This window comes from Lonsdalea britannica (genome assembly GCF_003515985.1).
Classification (GTDB): Bacteria; Pseudomonadota; Gammaproteobacteria; order Enterobacterales; family Enterobacteriaceae; genus Lonsdalea; species Lonsdalea britannica.
Window position 1 is genome coordinate 2,937,021 of the sequence record NZ_CP023009.1, and the last position, 17,623, is coordinate 2,954,643.

Annotated in this window: 16 protein-coding genes; 7 read left to right on the forward strand and 9 right to left on the reverse strand. The window is 55.4% G+C overall.

From position 1 onward, the window contains the following. Positions 1 to 90: 90 nt before the first annotated feature. The gene (locus CKQ53_RS13530; RefSeq protein WP_094118510.1) at positions 91 to 1,362 is read right to left on the reverse strand and encodes an acyltransferase family protein; all 1,272 of its coding nucleotides are present in this window, start codon (positions 1,360 to 1,362) and stop codon (positions 91 to 93) included. 449 nt (positions 1,363 to 1,811) lie between these two features. Between CKQ53_RS13530 and CKQ53_RS13535 the strand changes: the two genes are divergently transcribed. Together CKQ53_RS13535 and yiaY are read left to right on the forward strand one after the other, a co-directional pair. Beyond that, positions 1,812 to 2,060, forward strand: a complete 249-nt coding sequence (locus CKQ53_RS13535) for a GlsB/YeaQ/YmgE family stress response membrane protein (RefSeq protein ID WP_085651838.1) — start codon at positions 1,812 to 1,814, stop codon at positions 2,058 to 2,060. A gap of 409 nt (positions 2,061 to 2,469) precedes the next feature. Continuing rightward, the gene (gene yiaY, locus CKQ53_RS13540) at positions 2,470 to 3,618 is read left to right on the forward strand and encodes an L-threonine dehydrogenase (RefSeq protein ID WP_085651837.1); all 1,149 of its coding nucleotides are present in this window, start codon (positions 2,470 to 2,472) and stop codon (positions 3,616 to 3,618) included. A 247-nt stretch (positions 3,619 to 3,865) separates the two neighbouring features. On the opposite strand, the gene CKQ53_RS13550 is transcribed toward yiaY, so the two are convergent. Together CKQ53_RS13550 and pdxR are read right to left on the reverse strand one after the other, a co-directional pair. Beyond that, complete coding sequence (locus tag CKQ53_RS13550) at positions 3,866 to 4,960, reverse strand: ABC transporter ATP-binding protein (RefSeq protein ID WP_094118511.1); 1,095 nt, start codon at positions 4,958 to 4,960, stop codon at positions 3,866 to 3,868. A 306-nt stretch (positions 4,961 to 5,266) separates the two neighbouring features. After that, positions 5,267 to 6,760: a MocR-like pyridoxine biosynthesis transcription factor PdxR gene (pdxR, locus tag CKQ53_RS13555; protein ID WP_085651834.1), complete on the reverse strand. Its 1,494-nt coding sequence runs from the start codon at positions 6,758 to 6,760 to the stop codon at positions 5,267 to 5,269. A 126-nt stretch (positions 6,761 to 6,886) separates the two neighbouring features. Here pdxR and CKQ53_RS13560 point away from each other — a divergent pair, with 126 nt between their 5' ends. The 5 genes from CKQ53_RS13560 to CKQ53_RS13580 all read left to right on the forward strand — a co-directional run bounded on the left by CKQ53_RS13560 (position 6,887) and on the right by CKQ53_RS13580 (position 13,103). Next, positions 6,887 to 8,152: a 4-aminobutyrate--2-oxoglutarate transaminase gene (locus CKQ53_RS13560; protein ID WP_118895080.1), complete on the forward strand. Its 1,266-nt coding sequence runs from the start codon at positions 6,887 to 6,889 to the stop codon at positions 8,150 to 8,152. A 10-nt stretch (positions 8,153 to 8,162) separates the two neighbouring features. Next, on the forward strand, positions 8,163 to 9,623 hold the full coding sequence (locus tag CKQ53_RS13565) for an NAD-dependent succinate-semialdehyde dehydrogenase (protein WP_118895082.1): 1,461 nt from the start codon (positions 8,163 to 8,165) through the stop codon (positions 9,621 to 9,623). Positions 9,624 to 9,930: 307 nt separating this feature from the next. Beyond that, a complete protein-coding gene (locus tag CKQ53_RS13570; RefSeq protein ID WP_118895084.1) occupies positions 9,931 to 10,962 on the forward strand; it encodes an ABC transporter substrate-binding protein in 1,032 nt (343 codons plus the stop codon). 35 nt (positions 10,963 to 10,997) lie between these two features. After that, positions 10,998 to 12,266 carry an ABC transporter permease gene (locus CKQ53_RS13575; RefSeq protein ID WP_094118512.1) on the forward strand — a complete coding sequence of 423 codons (1,269 nt, stop codon included), beginning with the start codon at positions 10,998 to 11,000 and terminating at the stop codon, positions 12,264 to 12,266. A 15-nt stretch (positions 12,267 to 12,281) separates the two neighbouring features. Then, complete coding sequence (locus tag CKQ53_RS13580; protein ID WP_085651829.1) at positions 12,282 to 13,103, forward strand: ABC transporter permease; 822 nt, start codon at positions 12,282 to 12,284, stop codon at positions 13,101 to 13,103. Positions 13,104 to 13,218: 115 nt separating this feature from the next. On the opposite strand, the gene yidD is transcribed toward CKQ53_RS13580, so the two are convergent. The 6 genes from yidD to sctS form a co-directional block, all read right to left on the reverse strand. Beyond that, complete coding sequence (yidD, locus tag CKQ53_RS19045) at positions 13,219 to 13,449, reverse strand: membrane protein insertion efficiency factor YidD (protein ID WP_094118513.1); 231 nt, start codon at positions 13,447 to 13,449, stop codon at positions 13,219 to 13,221. Then, positions 13,449 to 13,682 carry a DUF4177 domain-containing protein gene (locus CKQ53_RS13590; protein ID WP_085651827.1) on the reverse strand — a complete coding sequence of 78 codons (234 nt, stop codon included), beginning with the start codon at positions 13,680 to 13,682 and terminating at the stop codon, positions 13,449 to 13,451. Before CKQ53_RS13590 ends, yidD begins: the two co-directional genes overlap by 1 nt. Before the next feature lie 272 nt (positions 13,683 to 13,954). After that, complete coding sequence (gene sbmA / locus CKQ53_RS13595) at positions 13,955 to 15,187, reverse strand: peptide antibiotic transporter SbmA (RefSeq protein ID WP_118895086.1); 1,233 nt, start codon at positions 15,185 to 15,187, stop codon at positions 13,955 to 13,957. Positions 15,188 to 15,430: 243 nt separating this feature from the next. Next, positions 15,431 to 16,528 (reverse strand): type III secretion system export apparatus subunit SctU, encoded by a 1,098-nt coding sequence (gene sctU, locus CKQ53_RS13600; RefSeq protein WP_085653531.1) that lies wholly within the window; start codon positions 16,526 to 16,528, stop codon positions 15,431 to 15,433. A 21-nt stretch (positions 16,529 to 16,549) separates the two neighbouring features. Beyond that, entirely contained in the window at positions 16,550 to 17,353 is an 804-nt protein-coding gene (gene sctT, locus CKQ53_RS13605; protein ID WP_085653532.1) for a type III secretion system export apparatus subunit SctT, read from the reverse strand. A gap of 7 nt (positions 17,354 to 17,360) precedes the next feature. Continuing rightward, entirely contained in the window at positions 17,361 to 17,621 is a 261-nt protein-coding gene (gene sctS, locus CKQ53_RS13610) for a type III secretion system export apparatus subunit SctS (protein ID WP_094118514.1), read from the reverse strand. Positions 17,622 to 17,623 lie beyond the last annotated feature (2 nt).

The window sequence follows — 17,623 nt, forward strand, 5'->3', positions numbered from 1 at the left end:
TCAATTAGAATGTAAATCGTTATAACCGAGGTCATTAATGATTTACCGGTATAACAGTGTGGGAAGCCTGAGCTTCCCACGGCGAAACGATTAAGCTGCGCTGCTCGACTCCGTGAGTCGGCGGCTCAGAAAGCGGTCCGTCAGCGCGTTGCGAATGCGCACCACAACCTGTTCCTGAAATATGACGCACAGCGCCACCGTCGTTAATAGGAAAATGCCGTAACCGGTCATGGAGAGCTGTACCTGGCCGGCCGTCACGACGCACTGAGACCAGTGAGTGAAACAGGTCATGGGATTGGCCCGCACCAGCTGCTCCAGCGTTCGGTAAAGGTTAAATAATGGCACATGCAGCGCAAAAATGGACAACGAGGCGGCACCCAGACGTGGAGACCATGTTCTGATCCACTCGCTGCGGGGATCGCGGGCTTGCGCCGACAGGCAGACTAACAGAACCTGTGAAGGCAGCAAAAGCCCGTTATGCAGCAGGAAGTACCAGTGAGCGCGGCCGCGGGTAAACAGGACGGTGGCGATAATGAAGCAGACCACGATAAAGGCCACCAGCCCATTGCGCTGACGGGCGGTCAGCGCAGGCACCACACCGTCTTTATACTGCCGGAAAATCGCATAGCCGAGGATACCGGCCAGAAACTCCGGTAATCGGAAAATAGGACCGCGTTGGAGAAGACCGGTATACGGCATGCCGTACAGCTTGTGCCAGACCACCCATACCGCAGGCAGTAAATAGAGCACAAAGATGAACGTTAACCATCGGCGCGGATAACGGCTGTTCATCAAGCGTGGCGCCAGCAGCGGGAACAAAAGGTAGAAGAAGAACAGGGTAGACAGCGACCACAACGGCGCATTGAAGGTTAGAAAATAAGGATTCCACGCCTGTAACAATAACAGTTGCAGCACGCTGTTGAACGTCAACTGGGCGTTATCCATGTAGTGGCGCAGCGACGCCGGGTCGACGCCGGGCTGGTTGCTGTCATAGATCACGAAACGCGCGCTGGCGACTTGTCCTTCCGGGGGAATAGCCAGCCACTGCATCAACATGACGACCAGGATCGAGCTCACCAGACCGATGATGTGAATGGGGTAGAGATTGAACAGCCGCTTGGCCATGAAGCGCCGGGCCGGTTCGCGCAGCTGGCCATTTCGAATATACACGTGAGCGAGCAAGAAACCGGACAACACAAAGAAGGTGCTCGTCGCAAAGAATCCCATACTGGTTAACTCATCCAGAAACGGGATGTTGAATCGCTGGGGATAGACGTGCAGCGTGTGGTAAACCATAACGTAACATCCCAGCAGAAAACGGAGCCACTCAAGTCCGATAAACCGCTCTTTACTGACTTTCATCTCTATCCTCCGTGTGCCTGGCTGCTGAGGCCTTAACAGTACAATTACTCAGTTTAGGAAAAGAATGCGGAAATATATCTAGGAATAGGGTGATAAATGCTTTGGATACAACGCTAAGTCACTTTTTATCACCGGTTAAAGCGTTACCGCCAAAGGGATGGACGCAGGACATAGAACCAAAATGCGAGAACGCTATTAACCAATAAAAAGGTATTCTGGTCTAGCCGTTTTTTTGTGATTTGATGTTACTTTGCCGCCGTCTGGGGCGGCGTGAAGCCGGCTGAAAACCGAGTATGGTCAACAAACCAGCAGTCAGATGCGTTAGACGTTGCAACGTGGAATTTTGGCTATACTTAACCTCGGTTTTGATTCGAGATGGGTCATCAACAATCAAACTGCGATCCATTTTAATGGGCAAACAGGTCAGTCACTAACGAGATGAGGTAGGTATGGGCATTCTTTCATGGATTATCTTCGGGTTGATCGCGGGTATCCTCGCCAAGTGGATCATGCCGGGGAATGATGGCGGCGGTTTCTTCATGACGATACTGCTGGGCATCATTGGCGCCGTCGTCGGCGGATATATCAGTACCTTCTTCGGCTATGGCCGTGTAGATGGTTTCAACTTCGGTAGTTTCATCGTCGCCGTCATCGGTTCCCTGGTGGTGCTGTGGATTTATCGTAAGATTCGCAGTTAGCCCATTGCACGGGTTGTCCGCATCTCATCGGTGCGGACATGAATATATTCTCTTTCTCCCTCTCTTATTTCCCACCACGCCTTTTTTCATTACCCTCATTTACTTTTGTTACTTAAATTTATTATTTTTTTTTACTAGAATAATCCGCGCAGCGGTAAACTCCCCGTCACTCAACGCTATCACGGGGATCCTCGTGGTCTTCCAGTCTGTTTTGATGCCCTTCGGGATTCGAAAGAAATTATCATTTCTTTAACAATCTCGTGCCGATAATTGACTCCCATCATAATAACCCCTTCAATCGCTCTAGGATCGGTAGGTTTAAGTTGTTTTAAATCAATTTAACTCGCGTATCTCGGTGATAGGATTGCCGTCAGTTAACATTTAAAATCAATGGATATGGTGAAACCTCATGAGTAGCGCATTTTATATTCCGGCAGTAAACCTGATGGGAGAAGGCTCTTTACAGCAAGCCGCTAAACAGATTCAGGCGCAGGGCTTCAAACGAGCGCTGATTGTGACCGACAGCGTATTGAACAAAATTGGCGTCGTGGCCTCTGTTCAGACTCTGCTGGATGAGCATCAGGTTTTCAGCGCTGTTTATGACGGCGTGCAGCCTAACCCGACGGTCAAAAACGTGGACGAAGGGCTGCAATTGCTGAAGTCCAATGACTGCGACTGTATCGTTTCTCTGGGCGGCGGCTCTTCACATGACTGTGCGAAAGGCATTGCGTTGCTGGCGACCAACGGCGGCCAGATTGCCGATTACGAAGGCGTTGATAAATCACATCGTCCGCAGCTGGCGCTGTTTGGCATCAACACCACGGCGGGTACGGCTTCTGAAATGACACGTTTCTGCATCATCACCGATGAAGTTCGCCACGTGAAAATGGCAATTGTCGATCAGAACGTCACCCCGCTGATGTCCATTAACGATCCTGCTCTGATGGTGGGTATGCCGGCTTCTCTGACGGCGGCGACAGGTATGGATGCCTTGACGCATGCGATCGAAGCTTACGTTTCTACGGCGGCGGACCCGATCACCGACGCGGTCGCCATCAAAGCGATTGAGCTGATTCGTGAGCATTTGAGCAATGCGGTCCACGACGGTAAAAATATGGAAGCGCGTGAGCAAATGGCGTACGCGCAGTTCATGGCGGGGATGGCGTTCAACAACGCATCTCTGGGCTATGTACATGCAATGGCTCACCAGTTGGGTGGCTTCTATAACCTGCCGCACGGTGTTTGCAACGCCGTGCTGCTGCCGCATGTTGTACGCTATAACGCCGCTGTTGCCGCCGCTCGCCTGAAAGACGTGGCGAAAGCCCTGGGTGTTGACGTCGCTAACCTGAGCGACGCCGATGCGGCCGAAGCGGCGATTGCCGCTATCGTCGCACTGTCTCGCGACATTGGCATCCCAACCGGTCTGAAAGAGCTGGGCGTAAAAGAAGAAGACTTCAACACGCTGGCGGACAATGCGCTGAAAGATGCCTGCAGCCTGACCAACCCGAGACAAGGAACGCACGCTGAAATCGTTTCCGTCTTTGCGGCCGCGATGTAATTCAGGTTTCAAGTAACCGAAAGGGCGGCGAAAGCCGCCTTTTTTTATGGTGAAGAAACGTGGGCGAAACGATTGCGGGCCGAGAGCCCGGCTCACGACATCGCCTGAAAGCGGTTTTCAATGGCAACCTGACGGCACGTTTGTCGCGATGGACACGGAGCGCTGGCGCGAAACAGGACAGCGGCCATTTTCGCACCAGTCTGACCGCCTTACATCAAGGCGGTTGTTGGGACGGGAATGGCGGACATTAATGTGTCGTGATCACATCCAATGCACGCAGATTTTCCGGCATCCAGGACAGTTTCACACCGGTCCCGACTTTCCAGGAAGGGTCCACATCGCTCGCCGGCAGTTTGACCATAAACTGGGATTGTCCTGCGACGTCCGTCATCATCCGCACGTGGTCGCCGAGATAGATAAACTGACTGATCCGAGCATTCACCTGTTGAGCACCGGGCTGCAGGGGGTCGGCGTTGATTTTGACCCGTTCCGGACGGATGCAGACCGAAATGGTTTTACCTGGGGAACTGGGGCGTACCTTCAGCGCTTTCAGTACGGTGCCATCACCCACCGTCACGTTGTAATAGTCGCCGTCACTGCCTGACTGCGTTCCGATCAGGGTATTGTTCTCACCGATAAATTGCGCCACGAAAGCATTTTGCGGCCGTTCGTAGATATCGCTTGGGCTGTCCATTTGCTGGATGATGCCGTCATTGAATACCGCCACCCGGTCTGACATCGTCATGGCTTCGCTCTGATCGTGGGTCACGTAAACGACCGTCAGGTCCAACGCGCGATGCAGCTCTTTGATCTCCAACTGCATATGTTCACGCAGCTGTTTATCGAGCGCCCCCAGTGGTTCGTCCATCAGCACCAAGCGCGGCTCAAACACCAGCGCGCGCGCCAGCGCCACACGCTGCTGTTGTCCGCCGGACATCTGCGCCGGATAACGATCGGCGAGGCTGGTCAGTTTTACACGGTCCAGCACGCGGTCGACTTTTTCTTTGATATCGCTGCGATTCAGACGACGAATGGAGAGCGGAAACGCCAGATTTTCCGCCACGGTCATATGCGGAAACAGCGCGTAGTTTTGGAATACCATACCGATCCCACGTTGATGTGCAGGCTGATTATGCAGCGGAATATCGCGCAGCAATATTTCGCCCTGCGTCGGGGTTTCAAATCCAGCCAGCATCATCAAACTGGTGGTTTTACCTGAACCTGACGGGCCGAGCATCGTCAAGAATTCGCCTTCCTGAATATCCAGGTTCAGGTTTTTGACTACCAGCCGATCGCCATCATAGGTCTTTTGAATATTTTTGAAGCTGACAAAGTTTTTCATTAAGCCACTCTCTCACTGTGTCTGTATTCCACTGTCCATGCATAAATCATGCCTGCATGAAAAATATGGGGTGATATGGCGAGATCGTCGCGGTGAACATGTTACCGATAGGCGCTGCGCGGGACGGTTATCTTAGGGTTACCACGCGCAAAATAAGTGAGCGAAGTATCTCCATTCACCGATGAATGACTGGGCAGGTTGAACAGTTTTTCGACTGACTCAGCGGCCTATTGAAAAAAGTGATGCCTCATAATGGTGAGGGCGATCGTGGGCGAAGGCACCAAAATAGTGCCCCGACGATGGCCGTTAAGTCGGCGTTGAGGGCGTGCGCATCTCCTTCATACAGTTCACGATAACGGAGAACGCTTGCGCCATGTCCTCCTCTTTGACGCAGGCGTATCCCAGCAGCAGCCCGCGCTGTGGGCGAGGGCGGAGATAGTAGCTGGAGAGGGGTTTCACCATCACGCCGCGTTGGATTATGCGACTACTGAGCAGCACGTCGTCGGTCGCGTCGGGCAGCCGTAAAATCAGGTGCAGGCCCGCGTTGCTGTTATAGCCCAGATAGTCCTCGCCCAGATGCTCGACGATCAGCTCGCTGAGCAACGTACGCCGTCGGCCATACAGCAGACGCATCCGGCGAATATGGGCGGCATAGTGGCCCTCGCGCAGAAACTGGCTCAGGGTAAGCTGCGTCAGCATGTGGCCGCCGCGATATAGCTCGTCGTGACCGGTTTTCAGCTCTCGCGCCAGATGCATCGGTAGGACCATGTAGCTCACTCGCAAACCCGGATAGAGCGTCTTGCTAAACGTGCCGATATAAATCACAGGTGGCTGATTCTTTAATCCCTGTAGCGCCGGGATTGGGCTGCCGGAAAAGCGAAATTCGCTGTCGTAATCATCTTCGATAACCCAGCTGCCATGCTCTTGCGCCAGCGCGAGCAAGCGCTGACGGCGCGCCAGGCTCATCACTGCGCCCAGGGGATACTGATGCGATGGCGTGACACAGATAAGGCGCGGAATAGACTGGGGCGAGATGGTTTCTGGCGGCACCATGCCTTGCTCATCCACCTCGACAGGCGCAATGCGCAGCCCGTTGATGGTCAGCACATTGCGCATTCCCCAGTAGCAAGGTTCCTCCAGCCAGGCTAAATCCCCCGGATTGCAGAGCATTTTCGCCAGCAAATCCATCGCCTGATGCGTGCCTTCCGTAATCAGAATTTGCTCAGGACGGCACTCAACCGAACGCGCGACGCGCAGGTAGTCGACCAGCGCCTGTTGAAGTTCAGGGCTGCCGCCTTTGGGGGAATAGGAGAGCTGTTCCGGCTTCATTCGACGGGTGATACGCGTTTGCAGCCGCCGCCATAAATCATGGGGAAAACAGGTGATATCCGGGATCCCCGGCATGAATGCCCCCCACTGACGGGCCGAGGCGCCGGTATAACCGAGCAAATTCATACCGCGTCGCGACAGCTCTTGCAAGGCAGGCCGCACGGCGCTTTCGCTATTATCTCGCAGTGGGGGAACGGCGACGGACGGCAATTGTTCGGTGACGTAGGTGCCGCTGCCGGTACGCGTCTCGATATAGCCTTCCGCCAACAGCTGTTCGTACGCGGCGATCACCGTATTGCGTGACAACGACAGCTGCTGCGCCAAATCCCGCGATGATGGCAGACGACAGCCGGGCGCAATGGCGCCTTCGAGAATCGCCAGCCGAATGGCATCGTTCAGCCGTTTGTTCAGTGTCCCTTCCTGCTGGTTTTCCAGCCCCTGCAAGAGCAGGTCTGTCAGTAGCGAGCGCAAATTGGATCCCTCAAATTTTATAAACTGGCACTGGATTATAGAACCATGCAGGAGGTAAATAGCAACAACAGACGTCAATCGTCAGCCGCAAGCAATGCGTAAGTTCATCGAATCGGAGCAAACAAAATGAAAAATAGCGAACTCAATCAACGTCGTTTGGCGGCTACACCGCGTGGTGTCGGCGTCATGTGTGATTTTTTTGCGGCCAAGGCGGAAAATGCGACGTTGTGGGATGTAGAAGGTAATGAATACACTGATTTTTCTGCGGGGATTGCCGTTCTCAATACGGGGCATCGTCACCCCAAACTGCTGGCGGCGGTACGCGAGCAGCTGGAATGTTTCACGCATACCGCTTATCAAATTGTGCCTTACGGCAGCTACGTCACTCTCGCAGAGCGCATCAACGAACTGGCGCCTATCGACGGCCCGGCTAAAACCACTTTTTTCACTACCGGTGCGGAAGCCGTTGAAAATGCGGTGAAAATTGCGCGTGCGCACACCAAGCGCCCGGGTGTTATCGCTTTTGGCGCCGCTTTTCATGGCCGTACGCTGCTGACGATGACGCTGACCGGCAAAGTGGCCCCTTACTCAACGGGTTTCGGGCCGTTCCCCGGATCCATTTTCCATGCGTTGTATCCCAATGAACATCAGGGCATTAGCGTCGAACAGGCGATGGAAAGCATCGACCGCTTGCTGCACACGGACATTGCCGCCGATCAGGTCGCAGCCATCATTCTTGAACCGATTCAGGGTGAAGGCGGCTTCAACGTAGCGCCGCCAGAATTCATCAGTGCGCTGCGCCAGCTGTGCGACCAGCATGGCATGTTACTGATCGCCGATGAAGTGCAAAGCGGCTTCGCGCGAACCGGCAAAGTGTTTGCGATGGAATATTACCAGGACAAAGCGGACCTGATTACGATGGCGAAAAGTCTGGGCGGCGGCTTCCCGATCTCCGGCGTCGTGGGGCGTGCTGAGGTGATGGATGCCCCTGGCCCGGGCGGTCTGGGCGGGACTTACGCGGGGAATCCGCTCGCTGTCGCTTCCGCGCTGGCGGTGTTGGACGTTATCGAAGAAGAGCAACTGTGCCAGCGTGCGCAGAAGCTGGGCGCTACACTGGTAGAGACGCTGGAACAGGCGAAATCGCACTGCCCGGCAATCGTGGATATTCGTGCTCGCGGTTCAATGGTTGCAGTGGAATTTAATGACCCACAGACGGGCAAACCGAGCGCGGAAATCACCAAAAAATATCAGAAAGCGGCGCTGGATCAGGGGCTGCTGCTGTTGACCTGCGGCGTGCACGGCAACGTCATCCGGTTCTTGTATCCGCTGACCATTCCCGATGCCCAGTTCAACCAGGCGCTGACGCTCCTGTCCCGCGTTCTGACTCAGTAAAGGTGGCTTCATGCAATTAAAAAATAAAGCGTTGTTTCGTCAGTCATGCCTTATAAATGGCCAATGGCAGGACAGCCTGAGCGGTGAAACACTCAGCGTCAACAATCCGGCAACCGGTGAGACGTTGGGCACCATCCCGCTTGTGACGGCGGAACAGACTCAGCAGGCGATTGACGCGGCGGACACTGCGCTGTCGTCATGGCGTCAACGCACGGGCAAAGAGCGTGCTGCCGTACTGCTCGAATGGGCGCGTCTGATTCGTGAGAATCAGGCCGATCTGGCGGCATTGTTAACGGCCGAGCAGGGGAAATCCCTGGCGGAGGCGTCCGGTGAAATCGGTTATGCCAATACGTTTATCGAGTGGTTCGCGGAAGAGGCTAAACGCGTTGAGGGCAGTGTTCTCCAGTCTCCGCAGGCCAATCAGCGCCTGCTGGTGCTGAAACAGCCCATCGGCGTCACGGCGGCTATCACGCCGTGGAACTTCCCGGCCGCCATGATTACCCGTAAAGCCGCGCCCGCGCTGGCGGCAGGTTGCACCATGATCGTCAAACCGGCCGAACAGACGCCGTTTACCGCCTTGGCGCTGGGTGAGCTGGCCCTTCAGGCTGGTATTCCCGCGGGCGTCTTGCAGGTGATCACCGGCGAAGCGCCAGCGGTAGGCAAAGTGCTGTGCGACAGCCCGGTGGTGCGCAAGCTGAGTTTCACCGGTTCGACAGAAGTCGGCCGCATTCTGATGGCGCAAAGCGCGCCGACGGTGAAAAAGCTGTCTCTGGAACTGGGCGGCAACGCGCCGGTCATCGTGTTTGACGACGCCGATATCGACGTCGCGGTGAAAGGCATTATGGCCTCCAAATTCCGCAACAGCGGCCAGACCTGCGTTTGCGCTAACCGAATCTATGTACAGCGCGGGATTTATCCTGCGTTGGCGGCGCGGTTGGTCGAGGAAGTGAAAAAACTCAAGGTCGGCGACGGTACTGAGCCGGGCGTCACGCAGGGGCCGCTGATTGATGAACAGGCCATCGACAAAGTGCGTCAGCACATCGATGACGCGTTGACGAAAGGCGCTACGCTGCTGCTGGGCGGCAAGTCGCACGAGCTGGGCGGCACATTCTTCACCCCGACGGTGATTGGCGATGTTACGCGCGATATGCGGTTTGCACGCGAAGAGACGTTCGGTCCTGTCGCTCCGCTGTTCCCGTTCACGGACGAAGCGGAAGCCATCGCGATGGCGAACGATACTGAGTTTGGGCTGGCGGCGTATGTCTTCACGCGTGACGCGGTTCGTCAGTGGCGTGTGCCTGAAGCGATTGAGTACGGCATGGTCGGCATTAACACCGGGCTTATCTCCAACGAAGTCGCACCGTTCGGCGGCGTCAAGCAGTCCGGACTGGGTCGCGAAGGGTCGCGCTTTGGCATCGAAGAGTATCTCGAGATGAAATACCTCTGCGTGGATCTTACGCCTTCAGCCTGATGACGCACTGACACGGCGATCCCGTGTCATCTCCTCGTAACATCGTGGTGCATTCGAACTGTTCGAGTGCACCATGCTAAAGCAAATTATCCCCCTCATTTTCCCCTGTAAAAACGTGCGTGCTGCACATATTCGCGTTATGTCCTTATTCCACCGTGTGCCGTCTCATTTCCCTGTTTTCACGCCTAAAGTGGCACGAAATATGCTTTTACAAAGAGGGGATTATTCATCACAGCAATGACTGTTCTCACAACTCTAAAGTGCCGCCGTTTGGCAATGCGTTCACACTTTTACCAGGAGCCAGATTATGTTGAAAAAATTTGCTTTATCCGCGCTGATTGTCGCAATGAGCTCTCAGGCCTGGGCCGAAAACCTGACCGTGATTTCCTTTGGTGGCACCAATAAGGACGCGCAGGATAAAGCGTTCTACAAACCGTTTATGGCCGCGGGCAAGGGGACGATCGAATCCGGCGAATATAACGGCGAAATGGCGCGCCTGCGTGCCATGGTGGAAACCGGCCAGATCAGCTGGGACATTGTCGAAGTCGAAGGCCCGGAGCTGCTGCGCGGCTGTAACGAAGGGCTTCTGGAGCCGCTGGACTGGAAAAAACTGGGCGATCCATCTCAGTTCGTCAAAGGATCTGTTTCCGAATGTGGCGCCGGGATCTTCGTGTGGTCGACGGTGCTGACCTACAATGCCAACAAATTGAAACAGGCGCCGACCAGTTGGGCCGATTTCTGGGATGTACAGAAATTCCCCGGCAAACGCGCCTTACGCAAAAGTGCCAAGTTTACGCTGGAAATCGCCCTGCTGGCCGACGGCGTGAAGCGTGAAGATCTGTACAAAGTGCTGGCAACGCCCGCCGGCGTGGATCGCGCGTTCAAGAAACTCGGTCAAATCAAATCTAACATCCAGTGGTGGGAGTCCGGCGCCCAGCCGTTGCAGTGGCTGGTTTCCGGCGATGTCGTGATGACGTCCGCCTACAATGGCCGAGTGGCGGTCGCACAGAAAGAAAAGCCGGGCATCAATATCGTCTGGAAAGACAGCATTTACGATCTGGACAGCTGGGCCATCGTTAAAGGCTCCAAGCACAAGGCGCTGGCGGAACAGTTTATCGCCTTTGCCAACCAGCCGGAAAACCAGAAGGTCTTTGCGGAAAACATCGCCTATGGTCCTACCAATATCAAAACCAACGAACTGCTGCCTGCCGCCATCCGTACCAACTTGCCGACAGCGCCGGAAAACCTGGAACAGTCTTTGGCAGTGGATACCGAATTTTGGATCGATCACGGGGAAGAGTTGGAACAGCGCTTTAATTCTTGGGCTGCCCAGCAGTAATCCCGTGACGGTCTGAAAGAGTAAGGAGAAAATCGATGACCCAGAGCGAAAGGGTGGCCGCCGCGCCACCGGCCGATCACCTGGAAAACGCCAGCCTGAAACAGCAGCTGCGTCATGCCCAGTCGCGTTATAAAAAACGTTCACTGCTGCTGATCGCGCCGCTGTTCCTGTTTATTTTGGCCAGCTTTCTGTTTCCCATTTTTTCGATTCTGGGCAAAAGCGTATCCAATCCTGAACTGCGTACCAATATGCCCACCACAGTGGCCGCGATGCAGCAGTGGTCGGGCAATGAAGTGCCCGATGAGGAAGTGTTCAAAGCGTTGGTCACCGATCTCCGCCAGGCTCGCAGCGGCGGGCAGGTGGCGGCGATCACCAAACGTTTGGGGTATGAAGATGGTCAGTACCGCACCTTAATCAACCGCACGCTGCGCAAAATGCCGCCTGCGGACTCTGACTCGGTACGTGAACAACTGATCGCCGATCAGCCGCTGTGGGGTGATCTGAACACCTGGAAAACCCTCCAGCGCGCTTCTCGTCCGTTTACCAGCTATTACCTGCTGGCGGTGTTTGACCATCGGGTCGATTCGCAGACGGGCGAAATTACGGCACAGCCGCCGGAACAGTCCCTGTATGTCGATGTGCTGTTGCGCACGCTGAAAATGGCTGGCGTGGTGACACTGTTATGCGTGGGGCTGGGCTATCCGCTGTCGTACTGGCTGGCTAAGCAGCCGTCTAATCGCGCTAATTTGCTGATGATCCTCGTGCTTTTGCCATTCTGGACTTCATTGATCGTCCGCACGGCGAGCTGGATTGTGCTGTTGCAGTCCGGCGGGCTTATCAACCGCTCGCTGCTGGCGTTGAATATCATCGACCATCCGCTGGTGTTGGTGTTCAACCGCGTCGGGGTTTACATCTCGATGACGCATATCCTGATGCCGTTTTTCGTCTTGCCGCTCTATGCGGTGATGAAGGGGATTTCGCCCAACTACGTTCGCGCCGCCATTTCGCTAGGCGCGCATCCGTTTATCGCTTTCTGGCGCGTTTATGTACCGCAGACCTATGCGGGCGTGACCGCCGGCGCGCTGCTGGTCTTTATGATGGCGATAGGCTACTACATCACGCCCGCGCTGTTGGGCGGGCCAGGGGATCAGATGTTGAGCTACTTCGTGGCGTTCTTCACCAATACCACCATGAACTGGGGGATGGCGGCGGCGCTGGGAACGCAACTGCTAGTGATCGTGACCTTGTTGTATGTGGTCTATATCCGTGTGACTCGCACCAACGCTGAAATTGCCGCGCAATAACTGGAGGACAGGGAAATGAGACAACAAGGCGCGCTGGTTATCCGTTTATGGAATGCGTTCTTTAATTTTTACGGCGCTGCGATGCTGCTGTTCCTGATTGTACCGGTGCTGGTGATTGTGCCGCTGTCGTTCAATGCGGGATCGTTTCTGAGCTATCCGCTGGCTGGTTTTTCGCTGCGCTGGTATCGCGAGTTTTTCCACTCCAGCGAGTGGCTCAGCTCTCTCGGCAACAGCCTGCTGATCGCGCCGCTGGCGACGTTGTTGGCGACCGTGCTGGGCGTCCTCGCGGCGGTCGGGCTGGTGCGCGGTGAATTTCGCGGCAAATCGCTGGTCATGGCGGTATTGATCTCGCCGATGATTGCGCCGGTGGTGATCGTCGCCGTCGGGATGTTTTTCTTCTTCGCCAAACTCTCGTTGCTTAACAGCTACTTAGGATTGGTGCTGGCGCATGCGATGCTGGGTGTGCCGTTCGTGGTCATTACCGTCACGGCCGTATTGAAAAACTACGATCAAAACCTCACCCGCGCCGCAGCGAGTTTAGGAGCGCCGCCGCTGTTGGCGTTCCGCAAGGTGACGCTGCCGCTGATTGCGCCCGGGGTGTTTTCCGGCGCGTTGTTTGCCTTCGCGACGTCATTCGATGAAGTGATCGTCACACTGTTTTTGGCGAGCCCGCGCCAGCGCACGTTGCCGCTCCAGATGTTCGCCGGGATCCGTGAAAACCTGGACCCGACTATCGCCGCGGCCGCGTCGATGATGGTGGGAGCCGCGCTGCTGTTACTCATTGTGATGGAAGTGCTAAGACGCCGTGGGGAAAAACTCCGTGGCGCACAGCATTGATCATGCCTGACCGCGCATCCACAACGGAATGGAGTTAGCTCAGGTCGCGGTATGCAGGCGACATAAAAAATAAAACCCGAGCGTAATGCCCGGGGCTTTATTTTTTGAGCACGGTCTATTCGGTCGGTGGAACTTGGGGCGGGTAGTCAATGCCGCCGTTAGGGGGCTGACAGCGCAGCAGTCGTGCGATGGCAAGCTTCCAACCAGCGATGGTGCCGAACCGTCTGATAGAGATAAGTGCGTAGGCAGAGCAAGATGGGTGGAAACGGCATCGATCTCTGACCTTGGCGGGTGCAAACCTCCGATACAACAGGATCAGCCTTAGACTCAAGCCACGTAGCTTCATCAGCGCTCTTTTCTGAACGTGATGACATAATGGTTTACGACACCGATCTTACTCGGCCCGAAGCAACCAGGCCGTTCTTCGATGCCAATGGTATCGACTCTCTGAAACTCCCATCCGTCCTGTGCATAGTCGTTAACCACATCTTCGAGATACTGAGCGGCGATGCCTTGCTTGTTGTCTTTGGCTTTTACCGAGATGTTTGGAGGGATCTGAACCATTTTGTATTGAAACATCGTTATCATCCTTAATGTTTAATTTTATTAACACTATCATTGGGTTTGTGAAAAAAGAAGCGAATGCTTATACATAAAAGTGCTAAAAAAACATGCAGTTGAATTTTTATTTTCAAGAGTAAGTTAAGTCGGATGATGGGAGTGATGTGTTTGGCTAATGTATTTTGGCTATCTGCTGGCAGTTGATGTTCGCACCAGCAACTATTGAGCATAGGCCAATAGGTTTCGCGTTTGATAGAGCGGCAGGCTCAGCGTCTGCCGCTCTATTGCCGTCAGGCATCCGGGGTGGTGACGTAGTCCGAATTCGGGGCGTCGTCGTTGTGAATGATGGACTCAAAGCTGCGCAGACGTTTGTAAATCGACATCAGCTCCACGATGGTGGTCCAGGAGTTGATTAGATACTGGAACGAGCCGCGCACCTGATCGAACACGTTGCTGATCTGCGACATCAGACCTAACGTCAGGGTCCCTGCGACGATGGACGGCAGCAAAAGGACCAGCCCGAAGATGTTGTCCACCTGGAGATATAGCACACGGACAATGTTGAAGTAGGTGTAGTGGAAATAGAGCCGGAAGTAGTTTTTTCGCACGTTGGTAAACAGCTCGCGTACGGTCGGCGGCGTTGCACGGTCGGCATTGTCTTCGCCATAGACGAGTTCTTTACGATAGGCCGCCTCGACACGCTGATTATTAAACTCAAGCCCCGGCAGCTTAATCCCAATCACCGCCAGCAGGCCGGTTCCGGCCAACGACCACACGAGGGCGGCGATCAACAGCGCATACGGCAGATGGCCGATAAGCGGCAGCTCGGTGACGTGGGAGGAAAGAGTAACTAACACCGGCAGGAAGGCGATCAGCGTCATGACCGACTGAATCAGATTCACCCCCAGACTTTCGATGGTAGAGGCAAAACGCATACTGTCTTCCTGAATACGCTGGGAGGCCCCTTCGATATGGCGCAGTCGCGGCCAGTGCATCATGTAGTAGTCGTTCATCGCCGTGCGCCAGCGAAAGACGTAATGGCTGACGAAAAACATATTCAGGACGCCGACGATCACCGCACACAGCGCGATGCCGAGAAAGACCGTCAGCTCTTGATAAAACGACTCGATCGCCACGGCATGCGGGGTGCCCAGCGCTTTTTGGATCAGATCGTAAAACGGCACATACCAGGCATTGACCGCGACGCCGACCTCGACCGAAAAGTATGTCACGAAGACGATCAGGGCTGAACCCAAAATCGACCAGCGCTGCCAGCGGTGCGGGCTAAAAATAAACCAGCAGGCGGCAAACAGCCCGACGGAGAGCGCGTAGTAGCCGTAAAACCACAGAAACTCCCGACTCACGAAACGGGCCGCGCTGTGCGGCAGCGGATGCGCGGCCAGATTCAGCAGGTCGGCGCCCAGCGGACGCGCAAACGCGTACCAAATGACGATGCAGATCAACGTCCAGATCGCGGCGGAAGAGAAGAACAGTTTGGGATGAGGAAAAAACGATTTGAACATAGAGGTTGTCTTACCTATTACACGCCGAAGCGCAGAGTCTTTTGCCTGTCGATCAGACCGTCGTGGCCGTTGCCGGGGAGGCGATTCTGCGCTGAGTTCAATGAATTACCATGCTTTGAGTAATACCAGATAGTGAACGGATGTGCAGGATTATATTGAAACTATTTCTAAATTTTTACCGAATTAAGCGGCATGACCTCGCGCTGGGCGGACGATGATGTTCGTCCTGTTGGCGGGCGAAGGCTACCTTATGGGCGCGTTATCCCAATCGGTCACCTCTTCTGGATTGGCCGTGTCTTGCTCCAGCTGCCGCAGCATCCGATAAACCTGGGCAACGGCCTGCAGGGTATCTCTTGGAATGTAATGGCCTTCCGGCTGGCGATACAGCGTACGGGCGAGCCAGACGAAGCGAATCACCGGAATCTTGGCCTGATGCGCGCGGGCGATAAGCTGACGCGCCTCCGCCTCTTCGCCTTTGCACAGGATACGCGGCAGCGGGGTCTGTCCGGGGCGGTAAAACAAGGCCACCGCGTAGTGGGTGGGGTTGACCAGCAGTAAATCGGCGTCTTCGACCTTGCCAGCCGGACGCGGTTTGGCGGGGGCATTGAGTATGTCGCGCGCCATCGATTTACGCTGTCCTTTCATATGCGGATCGCCCTCGGCATCCTTGTGCTCGTTGCGAAGATCTTCATGACTCATCCTTTGCTGTTTCATGAAGAAGTATTTCTGTAGACCGAAGTCGAGCACGGCCAGCGCCAGCAGCGCCGCCAGCGTCGTGCGCGCCACGCGCTGGAGCACCGCCGCGACGCCGTGCCAGAAACCGTCCAGGTTGCCGTAAGCCAGTTCGACCAACCACTCTAACTGCGGAACCACCACGCGGTAGAAAATAATGCCGATGGTGACGGTCTTCAAAACGTTGGTCAGCATCTCCGTCAGCTTACGCGTAGAAAACATCTGCTTGATCTGATTGACGGGATTTAGCCGATTAAAATCCAATTTGAGCGCTTCAGGCGCGAATAACGGGCCGTATTGAAGCCAGGCGCCGACGATTCGCATCAGTATGGCGACCGCGATGGTCAACAGACAGAGCGTCGCCAGCAGGCTCAGCGCCTCGCCGACGATCTCGTTGACCGCATGCCCAAACGGATCGGTGAGGCGCTTTAACGGCAGCTGCATCAGCATTTCGAGCTTTTCCATGCCGTTGTTCACCAGCGCCAGGATCATTTCCAGCAGCGCCGCGCTGATCAGCAGTTTGGGAATGTCCTGACTTTGGCCGACTTCGCCTTTGCGCCGCGCATCACGCAGTTTTTTCGGCGTCGGTTTTTCGGTTTTTTCGCTCATGCGTCAGCCTCGGAGAGTCCGTCAGGAAAGTGCGGGGAAAAACTGCGGCAAAACGTGCTTCAGGTCCGGCAGCGCCTGAATCCGGCCCTCCGCAAGATATTGCAGCACCGGCAGATACACGATAAAGAACGCCATTCCGGCGAGGCATTTTGCGGGTACGGACAGCACGTAGACCTGCAACTGCGGGCTATACAGGCTCAGCATCGCGATGCTGAATTCCAGCAGCAATAACAGCGCCACCAGCGGCCCGGCGAAAATCACCATATGCGTGAAGGTGTCGGCCAGTAGCCCAAGATAGGCGTGGAAGCCGCTTTCGCTGAGCGGCGGCAGCCAGACCAGCGCGGGCCACAGGCGATAACTGTCCCAGATCAGTTGCGTCAGCCCGGAAAGTCCCAGCGTCAGCAGCAGCATCAGCGTTAATAGCTGCTTCATCATATGGCCGAGGGGCGTGGCGTCGCTGCCCAGCGCGGGGTTGAGTTGTCCGCCGATCAAGGCGCCGCGCTGGTTATCGAATAATGCCCCTACGGATTCGAACAGCCAGAAAGGCATCGCCAACACGCAGCCTACTAGCAGACCGACCGCCAGCTCCTTGAGTAACAGGGCTGGTAGCAGCGGCCAACTGAGCGTCGTGTTTTGCATCTGCTGTTGGATGGCGGAGGCCGGCACCAGCGCCAGGGCCAACACAATGGCATTTCTAAGCAGGCCTTTGACCAGCGTGAACGAAAACAGCGGCACCAGAAACAGGCAGGGATAAAGTCTGGCCATGCCGAGCGTCAGGGCAAAAATGAAGTCGTACAGGCGTTCGAGAGTATCAAGGGTCAGCATTATGGCCTCATGCGCGAATCTGTTCGATCATGTTGAAAGCCAACAGGGTCAGCTGGATCAGCTCGACGCCGATCCAGCGACCGGTCATGGCCAGCACCAGCCCGACCGCCACCAGCTTGATGGCGAAAGGCAGCGTCTGGTCCTGTAGCTGCATGACGGCCTGGAGTAGCGAAATCAGGACGCCCACGATCACGGCGACGACCAGCGGCGGCGCGGACAGCATCACGACCAGCACCATGGCCTGTCGAAACAAATTCAAAATTTCCACAT

Excerpts from the sequence above, each read along its gene's own strand:
- sctU (WP_085653531.1), bottom strand. The coding sequence starts at position 16,528 with ATGAGCGAAAAAACCGAAAAACCGACGCCGAAAAAACTGCGTGATGCG.
- sbmA (WP_118895086.1), bottom strand. The coding sequence starts at position 15,187 with ATGTTCAAATCGTTTTTTCCTCATCCCAAACTGTTCTTCTCTTCCGCC.
- yidD (WP_094118513.1), bottom strand. The coding sequence starts at position 13,449 with ATGAAGCTACGTGGCTTGAGTCTAAGGCTGATCCTGTTGTATCGGAGG.
- CKQ53_RS13530 (WP_094118510.1), bottom strand. The coding sequence starts at position 1,362 with ATGAAAGTCAGTAAAGAGCGGTTTATCGGACTTGAGTGGCTCCGTTTT.
- CKQ53_RS13575 (WP_094118512.1), top strand. The coding sequence starts at position 10,998 with ATGACCCAGAGCGAAAGGGTGGCCGCCGCGCCACCGGCCGATCACCTG.
- CKQ53_RS13550 (WP_094118511.1), bottom strand. The coding sequence starts at position 4,960 with ATGAAAAACTTTGTCAGCTTCAAAAATATTCAAAAGACCTATGATGGC.
- CKQ53_RS13570 (WP_118895084.1), top strand. The coding sequence starts at position 9,931 with ATGTTGAAAAAATTTGCTTTATCCGCGCTGATTGTCGCAATGAGCTCT.
- CKQ53_RS13580 (WP_085651829.1), top strand. The coding sequence starts at position 12,282 with ATGAGACAACAAGGCGCGCTGGTTATCCGTTTATGGAATGCGTTCTTT.
- CKQ53_RS13590 (WP_085651827.1), bottom strand. The coding sequence starts at position 13,682 with ATGTTTCAATACAAAATGGTTCAGATCCCTCCAAACATCTCGGTAAAA.
- yiaY (WP_085651837.1), top strand. The coding sequence starts at position 2,470 with ATGAGTAGCGCATTTTATATTCCGGCAGTAAACCTGATGGGAGAAGGC.
- CKQ53_RS13565 (WP_118895082.1), top strand. The coding sequence starts at position 8,163 with ATGCAATTAAAAAATAAAGCGTTGTTTCGTCAGTCATGCCTTATAAAT.
- CKQ53_RS13560 (WP_118895080.1), top strand. The coding sequence starts at position 6,887 with ATGAAAAATAGCGAACTCAATCAACGTCGTTTGGCGGCTACACCGCGT.
- CKQ53_RS13535 (WP_085651838.1), top strand. The coding sequence starts at position 1,812 with ATGGGCATTCTTTCATGGATTATCTTCGGGTTGATCGCGGGTATCCTC.
- sctT (WP_085653532.1), bottom strand. The coding sequence starts at position 17,353 with ATGCTGACCCTTGATACTCTCGAACGCCTGTACGACTTCATTTTTGCC.